Origin of the sequence: Oceanobacter kriegii DSM 6294 (assembly GCF_000422845.1) — a bacterium.
GTDB classification, from domain to species: domain Bacteria; phylum Pseudomonadota; class Gammaproteobacteria; order Pseudomonadales; family Oceanobacteraceae; genus Oceanobacter; species Oceanobacter kriegii.
This window is the reverse complement of the sequence record NZ_AUGV01000023.1, coordinates 1-14,134: the sequence shown is the minus strand read 5'-3', so window position 1 is coordinate 14,134 and position 14,134 is coordinate 1. Positions and strand designations below refer to the sequence as shown.

The 14,134-nt window shown below is 48.8% G+C and carries 10 protein-coding genes, 3 tRNA genes and 1 other RNA gene; 12 read left to right on the top strand and 2 right to left on the bottom strand.

What is annotated here, in order from left to right; genetic code table 11:
• The first annotated feature begins 3 nt into the window (after positions 1-3).
• Genes G516_RS0112150 through G516_RS22255 form a run of 3 tightly spaced genes read left to right on the top strand, consistent with a single transcriptional unit; the run spans position 4 to position 5,701 of the window.
• Positions 4-1,611, top strand: a complete 1,608-nt coding sequence (locus tag G516_RS0112150) for a polysaccharide biosynthesis/export family protein (RefSeq protein WP_028293891.1) — start codon at positions 4-6, stop codon at positions 1,609-1,611.
• 15 nt (positions 1,612-1,626) lie between these two features.
• Positions 1,627-4,920 (top strand): HAD family hydrolase, encoded by a 3,294-nt coding sequence (locus tag G516_RS0112145; RefSeq protein ID WP_028293890.1) that lies wholly within the window; start codon positions 1,627-1,629, stop codon positions 4,918-4,920.
• Between the two features lie 4 nt (positions 4,921-4,924).
• Positions 4,925-5,701 carry a CatB-related O-acetyltransferase gene (locus G516_RS22255; RefSeq protein ID WP_051219372.1) on the top strand — a complete coding sequence of 259 codons (777 nt, stop codon included), beginning with the start codon at positions 4,925-4,927 and terminating at the stop codon, positions 5,699-5,701.
• Here G516_RS22255 and G516_RS0112135 read toward each other — a convergent pair whose 3' ends face one another.
• Positions 5,702-5,992, bottom strand: a complete 291-nt coding sequence (locus G516_RS0112135; RefSeq protein ID WP_028293889.1) for a hypothetical protein — start codon at positions 5,990-5,992, stop codon at positions 5,702-5,704.
• 22 nt (positions 5,993-6,014) lie between these two features.
• Between G516_RS0112135 and G516_RS0112130 the strand changes: the two genes are divergently transcribed.
• The 3 genes from G516_RS0112130 to queF are packed head-to-tail and all read left to right on the top strand — an operon-like array spanning position 6,015 to position 8,531.
• Complete coding sequence (locus tag G516_RS0112130; protein ID WP_028293888.1) at positions 6,015-6,935, top strand: ABC transporter ATP-binding protein; 921 nt, start codon at positions 6,015-6,017, stop codon at positions 6,933-6,935.
• Complete coding sequence (locus G516_RS0112125; protein WP_028293887.1) at positions 6,932-7,708, top strand: ABC transporter permease; 777 nt, start codon at positions 6,932-6,934, stop codon at positions 7,706-7,708. The genes G516_RS0112130 and G516_RS0112125 overlap by 4 nt, the downstream gene beginning before the upstream one ends.
• 1 nt (position 7,709) lies before the next feature.
• Positions 7,710-8,531, top strand: a complete 822-nt coding sequence (gene queF, locus G516_RS0112120; protein WP_028293886.1) for an NADPH-dependent 7-cyano-7-deazaguanine reductase QueF — start codon at positions 7,710-7,712, stop codon at positions 8,529-8,531.
• Positions 8,532-8,568: 37 nt separating this feature from the next.
• On the opposite strand, the gene G516_RS22250 is transcribed toward queF, so the two are convergent.
• On the bottom strand, positions 8,569-10,023 hold the full coding sequence (locus tag G516_RS22250) for an adenylate/guanylate cyclase domain-containing protein (RefSeq protein ID WP_084645031.1): 1,455 nt from the start codon (positions 10,021-10,023) through the stop codon (positions 8,569-8,571).
• Positions 10,024-10,243: 220 nt separating this feature from the next.
• On the opposite strand from G516_RS22250, the gene G516_RS0112110 reads away from it, so the two are divergent.
• The 6 genes from G516_RS0112110 (at position 10,244) to G516_RS0112090 (ending at position 14,133) form a co-directional block, all read left to right on the top strand.
• Positions 10,244-10,331: transfer RNA gene (locus G516_RS0112110), tRNA-Ser, on the top strand.
• Positions 10,332-10,418: 87 nt separating this feature from the next.
• Positions 10,419-10,506: transfer RNA gene (locus G516_RS0112105), tRNA-Ser, on the top strand.
• Positions 10,507-10,551: 45 nt separating this feature from the next.
• Positions 10,552-10,664, top strand: a non-coding RNA gene (locus tag G516_RS24445) — RtT sRNA.
• 366 nt (positions 10,665-11,030) lie between these two features.
• Complete coding sequence (locus G516_RS22245; protein ID WP_051219370.1) at positions 11,031-12,380, top strand: capsular biosynthesis protein; 1,350 nt, start codon at positions 11,031-11,033, stop codon at positions 12,378-12,380.
• Between the two features lie 61 nt (positions 12,381-12,441).
• On the top strand, positions 12,442-13,947 hold the full coding sequence (gene gltX, locus G516_RS0112095; protein ID WP_028293885.1) for a glutamate--tRNA ligase: 1,506 nt from the start codon (positions 12,442-12,444) through the stop codon (positions 13,945-13,947).
• Between the two features lie 110 nt (positions 13,948-14,057).
• A tRNA-Ala gene (locus G516_RS0112090) sits at positions 14,058-14,133 on the top strand.
• Position 14,134 lies beyond the last annotated feature (1 nt).

Here is a 14,134-nt window from a genome sequence, read left to right as displayed (position 1 = left end):
CTGATGATGCGTTTGTTTTTAAGTCTAATGGTCTTGTTGTCGGTTAATTGTTTCGCACTGGATGCAGGTGCTCCTGACCCCGATCAAAGCGAGCCATCCTTACTGGATGTTGCTGACGACCAAATGTACGGCAGCTGGCTGTTCAGCGGCGGTTTTGAGGAAACATCCTTTACCGGCACCAACCCGGAATATCGTATTTCCCAAGGTGACCAGTTGTTGGTTCAGCTTTGGGGGGGAATCGAGCTGCAGCAAGAGATTGTGGTTGATGCGCAGGGCAATATTTTTATACCACGCGTTGGGCCTGTGAAGGTCCTCGGCGTTGCCAATAAGGACCTGAATAACGTTGTTCTGAAATCCATCAAACGAGTCTACAAGGCCAATGTCGAAGCCTATGTCACTCTGGCATCCAGCCAGACGGTAAAAGTATTTGTATCAGGGATGGTGCCGAAGCCAGGTATTTATGAAGGTCAAAGCGCAGACAGCGTATTGCGGTATATCGACAAGGCAGGCGGCATCAAGCCAGAGCTTGGAAGCTATCGAAAAATACTGGTAAAACGACAGTCGAAACAGCTGGCTGATATCGACCTGTACGATTTTGTTCAAAGTGGAAGCATGCCACCTGTGCAGCTCCAGGATGGCGATTTGATCTTTGTTTCGCAGCGTCTGGGTGCCGTGTCTATCGAAGGCGATGCCGGTTTCAAAGGACAATATGAGCTTGCAAGCAAGGAGTCGCTGCTGTCGGAAGTAGTTGATGCTTCCGTAGTCGGTGAGCGGGTCACTCATGTGACGGTGGTTGCGCCAGAGGGCAGCCGAGTCAATGCCCATCAGTACGAAATCAATGCAATCGCCGGCGTTGAAGTGACGCCCGGCAGTGTCGTCAGACTGTCCTCACAATTACGACAAGACAGTATCAGTGTGGAAGTGCTTGGTGAGCATGAGTCTACGACTGAAATGGTGTTGCCGTGGGGCGCCAGTCTTGCTGACCTGTTGGAACAGGTTGAATACACTCAGCTGTCGGATAAAAAGTCGGTGCAACTGTTCCGGGAGTCGGTAGCCAGACGCCAAAAAGAGATGCTGATGTCGTCTCTGCATGCACTCGAGCAAAGCGTCTTGACCGCCCGTTCCGCAACGCGTGAAGCCGCCGAACTGCGCAAGGTTGAAGCAGAGTCGGTATTGGCATGGATCGAACGGGCCAAACAAATTGAGCCCCGTGGCCAGGTGTTGTTGGCTAAAGGCTACGACGCGACCAAGGTGATCCTCAATCAAGGCGATAAAATCGTCATTCCATCGCAAAAGAACCTGGTCATGATTCATGGTGAGGTGTTGTTCCCGACAGCCGTCACCTATGAAAACGGCCGCACCATTGAGCGTTACGTCGAGCAAGCCGGCGGTGCGACCGCGGATCTTGATGATATGAACACTTTGGTGATGAAGCCCAACGGGGCGTTCGTGACCGCAAACCGTGACCTGGACGACAAGAAAATGGTCGGGCCGGGAGATGAGATTTTCGTGCTGGCAAAGCCTGACCTCAAGGCGTTGCAGCTAACAAAAGATATTAGCCAAGTTATTTATCAGATTGCTGTGTCTGCGGCAGTGGCGTTGGCGTTGTAAAAAGGAATACTGTGTATGTTTGATCGTATACTCATAGCTAGCGATCCGTTGATGACAAAGGAGAAAGAGCAATACTCTAATAGACGCTGGCTGAGAGACCTATTAAGTCGCCCTGTTAAAATCGCTACTGGGATTGATGTTGGTGTTCTCGCTTCTTCAAGAACGGACAGTCTTCACTTGTCGAGAACCAAGTTCTTCGAATTAAGTGGTATATCTGTAGATCTTGACGAAACACAATTCTGGTTTTCAAAGGATGACATATCCGCAGAGTCGATAGAATATTTGAAAGAGTTTGTTCGTCCTGGCGACCTTGTTATCGGTTATGAACTTTCCGAACAAACGCGTTATTTGCTTGGTGTTTGCGGTGCAGTTTATGTTGATATATGGCTTCATCCCGTAAGGTTTATGGATGATGTGCTTTTTGGCTTTAACTCCAATGATTACAGTGTTCGAGAGAAGCTTTTCAAATTCAATGTTTCGGAAGATCTGATGTACTTGTATGCAGATCGGGCAAAGATCCAAACGTATAAAGGCTGGAGAAGGGTAGAGCCTCAGTTGTCAGCGAACTCTGCTCTTTTTGTTGGTCAGATGTTGAATGATAAGTCGGTCTGTGATGACGGGAAAATGTTGTCTGTTCTGGACTATAAAGAGCGTTTCGACTTGCTCTGCGAAAATCACTCGAAGGTCTATTATGCACGGCATCCCTATTTGAAAAGTGGCGATGAAGATATATTGAAGTACCTTCAATCCAAGAAAAATGTTGAAATCGCTAACTTTCCTGTTTACAGGGCCCTTTCTGGTTACAGGCTCAAGACTGTTGCGGGACTTTCGTCATCTGTTTTGGCTGAGAGTAAATATTTTGATAAAAACGTAGAGTATTTTTATAAGCCTGTTTTCGAGTATGGCTCTAATACGGGTGTAGATATTTACTCCACGGTTTATCAGGAATTTGTCAGTCCACATTTTTGGGCTGAAATCCTTGGCTACCCTGATGCTGTAAAACTGTCTTATTTCGACGAGAAAGATAAAATACGGGATATGCTGGGATTCTACTGGTCCTACTCCGACCTGGATAAAGTTGAATTTTCTCGTAAGCGTACAGATGAAGTTGCGAGAAAAGTATCAGACCTTGCTAAATCGATAGGATCTAAAGCCAAGTCCGTAAAACCTTTAAAGCCTGAGAAGTCATCGAAAAGTGAAGTTTCTTCCCTCCCGATATTGCCAGTAAACTCCGACAATATCTGGAACGAGGCGCGAATAAAGAATATAAAGAAAGAAATTGATTCTTGTAAGGTAGTGTCTTTTGATGTGTTTGACACCTTGGTTGAGCGCCCCTTCTCTGATCCTGCTGATATGTTCTTGGGCATGAAAGGGATGGTTGAAGGTATATCTGGTATTTCATGGGATGATTTCTTGGCGGCTCGAAAAAATAGCCGCAATTTGGCGCTCTCTCGTAAACTAAATGACGGTGAAGAAATATCACTTCAGAAACGATATATTGCTGTATGTGATGAGCTCGGCATCAGTTCCGATCACGTTGACATGTTGGTTGCTGGTGAATTTGAACTGGATAAAGAGCTTTGTCAGATCAAGCATCAGGGTAAGCAAATACTAGACTATGCGAAATCCAAGAATAAAAAGATAATTCTTGTGTCTGATATTTACTATTCTGCGGATCAGGTGAAGGAGATTTTAAAAGCTTGCGGGTTGGGCTCGGGGTATAAAATTTATTCATCTTTGGATTGCGGTGTGTTAAAGCATACCGGGAAGTTATACAAGCACGTTTCGAACGAATTGAAATGTAAACCTGCCCAAATCGTTCACTTCGGCGATAACTATAAGTCTGATGTAACACGTGCTTCTGAAGCCGGATGGAAAGCACAGTTTGTTCCGACCTCCCGGAAGCTTTGTGCTGCGGTAAGTGATTACTTGAACAGCTTTTCTTCCTGGGAAGACAAGTATTCAGCATCTGTGGTATCAAGCCTCGGTGCCTTCCGGGTTGCTCGAGAACAGGCAGCTGGTACCAAGAGCTACAGTGCGGGTAATCCTGAGGTGCTGGGTTACGCTTACCTGGGAGCCTCAATGGTGGGCTTTGCTCGTCAAATATTGGATCACGCTAGTTCTTCGGGGGTTGAAAAAATATTCTTCCTCGCTCGTGACGGCGATATAGTAAAGCGCTGTTATGACATCTTTGCCAGTGGTTTGCCAGGTGCTCCAAAGAGTGAATACTTATATGCTTCAAGGCGTGCTGTAAATGTAGCTTGCATGACTTCTGTTGAGGATATATGCAATGCGCTTCAGGTTAATTTTACGCCTTGTCCGATCAATGAAATCCTACTGCATCGATTTGGTGTAAAGGGCGACAGCATTGCGACAGGGGTCTATGAGCGTTTTGGGTATGAAGGTAGTGGATGTTTGGCCGACTGGAAGAAAGATAGCGAACGTTTGATTGGGCTTTTTAGTTCGCCGGAAATGTCTGGACGTATACTGGAAAACGCTAAAGATGAACGTGATGTTCTCTTGCAGAAATATGCAGAGCACGGGCTGGTTGCTGGTGGTGACAATTATGCCTTCGTAGATATCGGCCACTCTGGAAGTTTGCAGCAGTCAATCATAAAGTTATGTGGACTGAAAAATACTACGGGCTTCTATTTTTCTACTAATTCTGATGTTGATGAGCGCATTAATAATGGCCATAAAGCTGTTTCTTATTACGCTGATCGTATTGTTTTTGGTGAGTCTGATCATCCTTATGTAAAATTTATTTTGATGTTTGAGCTGATGTTTCAGAATCAGGATGGTTCTTTTATTCGATATGACTCTCAGGGGGTTCCTGAATTTCTCGATATTGAAGGTGAAAAGGCTCGTGTGGATTTCATCGGGAAGGTGCACTCAGGAATTGTAAGCTTTGCGGCAGATGTTAAATCGACAATTGATACAATGGGATGTGATCTGGTTTATAATTCGAGTGAGGCCGTTTCACCGTATCTATCATTTTTGCGTGACCCGTGGCCTTCTGATGCATCGCTTTTAGTTGGTGTTGGATTTGAGAATAAGTATAGCGGTCGTGCCACTCGTTGGATTATTCCACCGGCTGGCTCCAGGGAGCGTGGTCTTTGGCATAATGGCTGTAATGTTGTGCATCCGGATGTCGAGCCAGATTTTCATCAGCCGAAATGGGTCGGCCTGGCTTCCCGATTTGTAAAAAATGATCGAAAGAAAGCTAAGCTTCAGCGCGATCCAAAGTCTTTCCTTCGGGATAGTAAAGTACCCTTGGCGCGTTATCTTTCCAGGTTTGTATCGGAGTGAATGTATGTTGCAGAAACAACGGCTAATACTTGAGAAGGCATCTATCAGTGTGGCTGCTTCTAATGACGAAGTTCACTTCGGTGTTGGTAAATTGGGAAGGCTTTCCCTGGAGTCCTACAGTGAGCTTCGAGCAGGGCGATACGATATCGACAAGATTGGTGCTTACTCCTATATGGGAGGGGGTAATACCATTATGCGGAATATATCTTCTGTTGGACGGTTTTGCTCTATAGCCTCGAATATAATTGCTGGGCAGGTTGAGCATCCAACGAACGAAATATCTTCTCATTACTTATTTCAAGGGTTTTGGGGACGCTTAAAGCACGTACAAGATTTCTACGACAACACGCCTGCATGGAAGAAATCTCGCGCTTTGTTTGATAAAAAGTATGGTGATGAAAATCAAAAGATAGAGATTGGCAATGATGTATGGATTGGTGAAGGGGTCTTTATCCGTCGAGGTGTAAAAATTGGCGATGGAGCTGTTGTTGGAGCAAGGAGCGTAGTAGTAAAGGATGTGAAACCATATGAAATTGTTGGGGGCGTTCCGGCTAAGCATATTCGCTATAGATTCTCCCCTAGCCAGGTGGCGCGCCTCCAAAAAATTGAATGGTGGCAATATGGTTTGAAGCTAATTGAAGGCGTTGATTTCACCAATGTCGACGTTGCTTTGAGTCAGATGGAGGACAAGCTCGAGTCAGGCGATATCAAACCAGAGAAGTTTGATACAGCCGTTATCGAGCCTACTGGCGAAGTTATTATTCATTCAGCAGCGGAATAGTTACTCGAACTTGGCGATCTCTTCATCCGTCAAATAATGCAGACACTCTCCACCCATCAACCACAGCAGTTCCCTGTCAACAGCCGGGGCTAGCTGTGGTGTGAACATCATCAGGTTGGCTAGCCACACTCGAGCGTCTTCCCAGGCTGTTTCTCTGTGTTCCTTCAGCTGGTCAATAACTGTCTCCAGTTGTTGTATCATGTCGGCGTTTATCACTTCGCTTTCTTCGGCCGCTTTCAAGCGGCTTTTTAGTTTTTCCAGAAGTTCGATGTGATTTGGTGTTTCACTCATAACAGTCTCTAACGGGTGGTCTATGGTTCCGGCGCTGAAAGTTCAGGGCTTGCGAAAAGTATATGGTAACGGATTTGAAGCCTTGAAGGGCATCGATCTGGAAGTAGAGCAGGGCGATTTTTTCGCGTTGCTGGGTCCGAATGGCGCAGGGAAGTCGACAACGCTGGGTATTTTGTGCGGCTTGGTGCAAAAGTCGGATGGTGTCGCTGAAGTGATGGGTTGTGATGTTAACTCGGATTCCTTCGGCGCTCGCCTAAGCCTTGGGGTTGTTCCGCAGGAATTTAACTTCAACCAGTTCGAAAAGGTTGAAGACATCGTGGTAACCCAGGCTGGCTATTTTGGTATGAGCAAGGCGGATGCGGTTGCTCGTACCGAATATCTTCTGAAGGCACTTGATCTATGGGATAAGCGGGACCAAGCCTCGCGTATGCTGTCTGGTGGTATGAAGCGCCGCCTTATGATTGCCCGGGCGCTGGTCCACAATCCAAAAGTGTTGATTCTGGATGAGCCGACGGCGGGTGTTGATATTGAACTGCGCCGGTCTATGTGGGAGTTCATGAAGGAACTGAATGCTGCTGGTACGACGATTATTCTTACTACGCATTATCTGGAAGAAGCGGAACAGCTGTGTCGCAACATCGCCATCATCAATAAAGGTGAGATTGTACGCTCTACCACCATGCGTGGTTTGTTAGCTCAGATGAATTCTGAAACCTTTGTGTTTGATCTTCAGGCTGAGGTGTCTTCTGACTTTATTCTCGAGGGGTTTGAATCCCGTGTGGTTTCTCCGGACTCCCTGGAGGTTGTGATCAAGGATGGCCAGTCTGTAAACGATGTGTTTGCTGCCCTGACGGCTGCTGATTGTCAGGTGCGCAGTATGCGCCCCAAATCCAATCGTCTCGAAGAGTTGTTTGTTGACCTGGTGAATGGAGGTGCGTCATGACCAATGCTCAGATTCAGTGGGTTGCCTTGCAAACCATCGTCGTGAAAGAAGTGCGTCGGTTTATGCGTATCTGGGCGCAAACACTGGTGCCGCCAGCAATCACCATGACCTTGTATTTTGTGATTTTCGGCAACCTCATCGGCCCGCGAATCGGTGAAATGCACGGCGTTGATTATATGTCATTCATTGTTCCTGGCCTGATTATGATGAGCGTGATCACCAATGCTTATGGCAACGTGGCGTCATCTTTTTTCAGTAACAAGTTTCAGAAAAGCGTTGAAGAGCTGATGGTTGCTCCGGTGCACCCGTTAACCATTTTGGCGGGCTTTGTCGCCGGTGGTGTTGCTCGTGGTGTTGCCGTCGGTCTGATTGTTACCTTGCTGTCGTTGTATTTTACCAGTCTGGAAATCCACCATGTGGGCATCGTGATTGGTGTGGTGATTATGTCGGCGGTGCTGTTCTCGCTAGGTGGTTTTATCAATGCGGTGCATGCTCGCAAGTTTGACGATATCTCCATTATTCCAACGTTCATCATTACGCCGCTGACATATCTTGGTGGTGTTTTCTACTCCATAGAACTGCTGCCAGAGCAATGGCAGTGGGTGTCGCAGTTGAACCCGATTTTGTACATGGTGAACACGTTCCGCTATGGGATTTTGGGTGTCTCGGATGTCGGGGTTGCGGTGTCCTTTTTGATGATGAGTGTGTTTATTTTGGTGTTGGGTGCATACAGTATTTTGCTGTTGCAGCGTGGCACAGGTATGAGGCAGTAAGATGGCGACGATTGATTCTGTAGCTAACCCGTTGGGAAAAGTGTCTGAATACAAGGATGAATACGATGCGTCCTTGCTCTTCCCGATTCCTCGCGCTGAAGGGCGTAAGGACATCGCTTATGACGCCGATGCCGTTTACGGTGAGGATATTTGGAACGGTTTCGAAGTGTCCTGGCTGAACGGCAAAGGCAAGCCGGTCGTGCGGATTGGTGAGTTTCGACTGCCCTCGGGATCACCCAATATCATCGAATCCAAATCCTTTAAGTTGTACCTGAATTCATTCAATCAAACGCGATTTTTGACTGAAGAGCAGGTGCAGGAGGCGATGGAATTCGACTTATCGAAAGCGGCCGGCGGTGCTGTACGAGTTGTCTTGCATCCGGTCGATCATACGTTTGACTATGCACCGGACGCTTTCTGCATTGATGAGTTGGATATTGAGGTTGCAGACTACGCACCGAATGCTGATTTGCTCATTGCAGATCAGAGCGATGATCGCTTTGAAGGTTGGCTGTGCTCTCACCTGCTTAAATCCAACTGCCCGGTCACGGGGCAGCCGGACTGGGGCAGTTTATACATTAAGTTTGCTGGCGAACGGGTGTGTCAGAGCAGTTTGCTGGCTTATGTGATTTCGATGCGACAGCACCAGGGGTTCCATGAGCAATGTGTTGAGCGCATCTATTCAGACCTGATGCAGCGGTTCGCGTTGGATGAACTGATTGTTTGTGCTCGCTATGTGCGCCGGGGTGGGCTCGATATCAACCCGGTTCGCTCTAACAAGCCGATCAAAGGGTTTCCTAATTTCCGGCTGGCGCGCCAGTAGTGGGGTTGATGGTCTGGTTGACGAAAAAGCCCGGTATTTACACCGGGCTTTTTGTTTGCGGCTTTTTCATAGCGGGCGCGGCGGGTTTCCTTGGCATCGGCTTGGCCGCCTGGGCGGGGCGCTTCAGTTTGGCCGCTGCTTTTTCCAAAGCTTCTGCCACCTTCATGCGCTCAGTTTCCTTGATGCGGTCCGATTCCATGTACAGCGAAAAGCCTTCGGTTTCATGGTTCATAAAGGTCGGGTTTGAGCCCAGATCGCGGCGGTAATCTTTAACCTGAAAGACCGGGATTGGATCTCTGAACCCTTTGGCATTGATGGTTCCCCGCTCGCGGCAGATGATCTTGTCCTTGATCAGCTCGTAAGTTTCTCTGGAAATAAGAATTTCACCGGCATCGGCATTGCTTTCCAATCGGCTGGCCAGGTTTACTTCACGCCCTACAATGGTGTAGTCCATGCGAGACTCGGTGCCGAAATTACCCACGGTGCAGTAGCCGGTATTGATGCCCATGCGAATCTGCAGGGGAGTGCTCAGCCCCAGCTCAGCCCATTTTCTTCTGAGCTTGAGCATGTGACGGCGCATCTCAATGGCCATGGCGACCGCCGCAAGAGCGTCGCGCTTGATACCCTTGGACACTGGGTCGCCGTAGAAAATCATGATGCCATCGCCGATGTATTTATCGATGGTGCCACCGTATTTCATGGCAATCGCGGTCATTTCTGTCAGATAGCCGTTCAGCAGGTCGGTCAGTGGATCGGCGTCCATTTGATCCGACAGTGAAGAGAAGCCAACAATGTCAGAAAAGAACACCACCAGCTTCTTGCGCTGTGTTTGCAGGATGGCTTCTTTTTTACCACTCAGAATAGAGTCGCGGATTTGTGGCGAAACATAACGAGACACTTGCTCGGACAGTTCCTGATATCGGTCGACTTCATTGCGCAGCTTGTCTTCCATTTTCTGGATTTGGCTGGACTGGTAAGACGCATACGATGCCAGTGCAGAGAAGAACAACACGGTGCCGGTAACGCACGAGAAGATAATTTCTATCGGTGTGTCCGGGGCGTCCGAAATGCCTGACAGCATTTTCACCAAAACCACGGATAATAAAAAGATGGAATTGGCGGTAATCCAGCCGCCACGACTGCCAATCAGTATCAGGCTGGTGTTCAGCATCAGGAAGACGGGGGCGGCAAACTCAATGGGAGCGCCAACCATTCCTATCATCACGCCTGCGACAAGTGCATCAATATGGCTGAGACTGACCATCGCCGTCTTGCGTGTCCAGCTGAGGCGCTTATCGATGATTTCTATAAAATGAGGGAACACCAGGAAGAAAGCCAGGGCGATAACAAAGCTTTCTGGCCAGTGATCGAGGAACAGCGCGGTGGCGATGGTGATCGCTCCGGTGCCGTACGCAAGGCAGCGGGCAATGTAGTCCGGCTTGCTGAAAAGCTGGTCGTTTAAAGAAGAAGCGTTAGCGTCAGTTTGAATCATTGCGGTGTTCAATTGTTCGGGAACTGCGAGGCCTAGTGGTATACCCCTAATTAATCACAAGGTAAAGAATGCATCGGGAAGATTGGCCTGTACGGTGGCTGGGGACAAGATTTGAACAGTCAGTAAATTTTTGAATTTATTGAATTTTTCGTTGACAGGGTGATGGTCGATCCGTAAAGTACGCCACCGCTGACAGGGGACATTCCCCGGTTAAGCAAACGGTGAGGTGTCCGAGTGGTCGAAGGAGCACGCCTGGAAAGTGTGTATACCGAAAGGTATCGAGGGTTCGAATCCCTCCCTCACCGCCACGAATTCAAAAGCCTTTTTTGTCAGGCTTTAACAACAAACGCTTAGGCGATTATTGTTAAAAGAATCCAATCTGGATTCATGCATTAGGTGAGGTGTCCGAGTGGTCGAAGGAGCACGCCTGGAAAGTGTGTATACCGAAAGGTATCGAGGGTTCGAATCCCTCCCTCACCGCCATTTATTTAAAAGCCCAGTCAAGTGACTGGGCTTTTTCGTTTACGAGGCCTAGTCAGATTGGGAGGGTGAGAAGCCTCGTGGGTTCGCACCGAGCGCAGCGACAAACATCGGAGCTTGCGACGATGGCCCGAAGGGGAATAATCCCTCCCTCACCGCCATTTATTTAAAAGCCCAGTCAAATGACTGGGCTTTTTCGTTTACAGGGCTTTTGGGTTTAGGGGTTTCCGGTTTCCTGCTTCGGTTGTTCGAAGTGAAGAGCGGTTTTGCTGAGAATTGTTCTTTTTTGTGACGGGTGTCATGAGTGGGGCTTATTGATTCTTCTCCATAAAAAGCAACAAATCCGACAGAAAAGTGTCAACCTTTGTGGGGTGAGTCCGTTTTTTTGTTATCCTCTTCGCAACATATTGTCTTGCTGTTACTAAAAGAATCACTTCTTGTCTGGCAATTGGACAATCGAAAGCTATGCTATCCGCTGCGACAGAGGCCGTCTCGGATCGTATATGAAGGGAAGTTAGGGAGCTTTCATGCTGGAAGATACTGCAGAGCGTCTGATGAGTTTTATAAATAATCAGGCGAATGATCAGGAGTACCTGCAGGCGCTGGCGGGTCAGCGCATTCTGTTACTTCAAGGGCCGGTCGGCCCCTTCTTTAAATGCCTTCAGCTGATGTTGGAAGAGGCGGGTGCCGCCGTCACTAAAATTGATTTCAACTCAGGCGATACCCTTTACTCTCGTGGTGTTAAAAGCGTTCGCTTCAGTGGTGGTGTCGCTGATTGGGAAGAGTGGCTCTCGACCTATCTGGACCAGTGCGACTTTGATGGCATCGTTCTGTTCGGTTCTGAGCGGCCTGCGCACAAGGTTGCACGCTCCCTGGCTGATCAGCGTGGCATTACACTTGTATCCTTGGAAGAAGGCTATGTTCGTCCGGGCTTCATCACGGCAGAATACGGCGGCAACAACGCCAGCTCGCCGATTGCCGGTCAGATTCAGCCCCAGGGTTGGCAAAGTGCTGACATGGTGGAAGGGCGCGACTTCAAAAGTTTCTCTCGCTCTTCAATGCTGTCGGCTACCTATTATTCGGCTCGTACAATGGCGACGTTTGGTCGTTCAAAAGAGCTGTTTCATCGCCGCTTCAGGGTGGGTAAAGAATGCTTTTACTGGTTGCGAAACGCTTATCGTCGTTACACCGGTGAGGCTCGAAACTACCGTTTGATTGAAAAGCTGCTTGAGCATTACGACAAGCGCTTTTATCTGGTGCCACTTCAGGTAGCTGCAGACGCTAATTTGCAGCGTGCTGCCATGGGTTGGAACTCTGTTCGTGTCATTACTGAATCCATTCAGTCTTTTGCGCGTTCTGCTCCGCTGGGTACGCGGCTTGTTTTCAAAATCCATCCGCTTGAACGTGGACACTGTGATTACATCCCGGAAATTATGGAGCTGTCCGAGAAGTTGGGTGTTGCGGATCGCGTGGACGTGATCGACATCGGGTCAATGGGCCTCCTGGCTAGACACTGTGCCGGCATGATCACTATTAACAGTACCTCAGGCCTGTCAGCTATTTACCACGGCGCACCATTGATGGTGATCGGCAAGGCCTTGTATGCCAATCCGGCCATGGCAACGTGTGCCAATGGCTCGCCGGATTTTGACACCTTCTGGAATAGTGGCTTTGTTGCCCCTGCGTCGTTGCGTCGCAACTACATTGAGTGGGTGAAGCAACAGTGTCTTGTTCCTGGTGATTATTATTCGGAAGAGGGTATTCAGGTGGGGTGTCGCAGCATTGTGAATATGCTGGGTTCAACAACAACGGCGACGGTGGCACCGGCGCCGGTGACAGAAATTACCGCTAATCTTAAAAAAGCCGCCTCTGCCTGATTGGTATTGGCGGTGTGATTTTTTATAATTCCGGCTTTTACACAGCTGGAATTATTGTCATATGACTGTTCGCACTCGCGTAGCTCCATCCCCAACCGGCGATCCTCACGTCGGTACTGCTTATATTGCACTTTTCAACCTTGCCTTTGCTCGCAGTCATGGTGGTCAGTTCCTGCTTCGTATTGAAGACACGGACCAGCAGCGCAGCACGCCGGAATCAGAGCAAGCGATTCTGGATAGTCTGCGTTGGTTGGGTCTTGAGTGGGACGAGGGTCCGGATGTAGGCGGTCCGAATGGTCCATACCGTCAGAGTGAGCGCAAGGACATCTACCTGGATCACGTTCAAAAGCTGATCGACGGTGGTTATGCCTTCAAGTGTTACCGTACATCCGAAGAGCTGGATGCGCTGCGTGCCCAGAAAGAGTCCGCTGAGGTTCGTACTGCAATCAAGGCTTCAGATCTTGAGTTGCCGGCAGAGGAAGTTGCTCGTCGTGAAGCGGAAGGCATGCCTTTTGTAATCCGTATGCGGGTGCCAGAAGAGGGCGTTTGCGTCGTAAATGACATGCTGCGTGGTGATATTGAGTTGGACTGGGCTCAGGTTGATGCCCAAATCCTGCTGAAATCTGATGGCATGCCAACTTACCACCTGGCGAACGTGGTGGATGACCACCTGATGGGCATTACCCATGTGATTCGTGGTGAAGAGTGGATCAGCTCCGCGCCCAAGCACAAGCTGTTGTACCAATACTTCGGTTGGGATATGCCGCAGCTGTGTCATATGCCTTTGCTGCGTAACCCGGACAAGACCAAGCTGAGTAAGCGTAAAAACCCGACCTCCATCATGTTTTATGAGCGCATGGGCTTTATGCCAGAGGCCGTTCTGAACTACCTGGGTCGTATGGGTTGGTCAATGCCGGATGAGCGCGAGCAATTCACTCGTGATGAAATGTTCGGCAACTTCGATATTTCCCGTGTTTCCCTTGGTGGTCCGGTATTCGACGTTGAGAAGCTGCGCTGGTTGAACAGTGTGTGGCTGCGTGACTTGTCGCCACAAGACTTTGCTACACGCTTCGCAGGTTGGGGTTTGAAAGAGGAGAGAGTGATGCCTTTGATTCCTCATATTATGCCGCGCGTAGAGGTGTTCTCTGATGTGGCACCGCTGGCAGGGCACTTTTTGTCCGGCATGCCGGCATTGAAAGCAGAAGACTTCGCCCACAATGCGTACGACGAAGACAAGTTGATGCAAACCCTTCAGTTTGGCTTGTGGCAGCTCGAAGCTATTCGTCATTGGGATCGTGATGCCATTCAAAAGCGCATGTTCGCACTGGCGTCTTCTCTGGAGCTGAAGCCGAAAGACTTCCTGTTCCCGTTCTTTATTGCCATCGCCGGTACGCCAAACACCATTTCGGTTCTGGACACCATGGATATGCTGGGGCCGGATATGTCTCGTGCACGGGTTCGGGCGGCAATTGACCTGCTGGGCGGCCTGGGCAAGAAGAAGTTGAAGAAGCTTGAAAAAGAATACTTCAATGTAAACAAGGCGATAGAAGAAGCAATTGCTGAATAAGTCGTTGTGTTGGCCGTTTTTTCACCTAAGTTATTGTTTTAGAAATTTTTTTTAAAAAAGGTGTTGACGGCCTAGGGGGGCGTAAGTAATATGCGCCCCACGCTTTGAGAGGGGCCTTAGCTCAGCTGGGAGAGCGCAACACTGGCAGTGTTGAGGTCAGCGGTTCGATCCCGCTAGGCTCCACCAA

Bases quoted from the DNA above. Each gene is read 5' to 3' on its own strand.
- G516_RS0112150 (WP_028293891.1), top strand. From the start codon at position 4: ATGATGCGTTTGTTTTTAAGTCTAATGGTCTTGTTGTCGGTTAATTGT.
- G516_RS0112145 (WP_028293890.1), top strand. From the start codon at position 1,627: ATGTTTGATCGTATACTCATAGCTAGCGATCCGTTGATGACAAAGGAG.
- G516_RS22255 (WP_051219372.1), top strand. From the start codon at position 4,925: ATGTTGCAGAAACAACGGCTAATACTTGAGAAGGCATCTATCAGTGTG.
- G516_RS0112135 (WP_028293889.1), bottom strand. From the start codon at position 5,992: ATGAGTGAAACACCAAATCACATCGAACTTCTGGAAAAACTAAAAAGC.
- G516_RS0112130 (WP_028293888.1), top strand. From the start codon at position 6,015: ATGGTTCCGGCGCTGAAAGTTCAGGGCTTGCGAAAAGTATATGGTAAC.
- G516_RS0112125 (WP_028293887.1), top strand. From the start codon at position 6,932: ATGACCAATGCTCAGATTCAGTGGGTTGCCTTGCAAACCATCGTCGTG.
- queF (WP_028293886.1), top strand. From the start codon at position 7,710: ATGGCGACGATTGATTCTGTAGCTAACCCGTTGGGAAAAGTGTCTGAA.
- G516_RS22250 (WP_084645031.1), bottom strand. From the start codon at position 10,023: ATGATTCAAACTGACGCTAACGCTTCTTCTTTAAACGACCAGCTTTTC.
- G516_RS22245 (WP_051219370.1), top strand. From the start codon at position 11,031: ATGCTGGAAGATACTGCAGAGCGTCTGATGAGTTTTATAAATAATCAG.
- gltX (WP_028293885.1), top strand. From the start codon at position 12,442: ATGACTGTTCGCACTCGCGTAGCTCCATCCCCAACCGGCGATCCTCAC.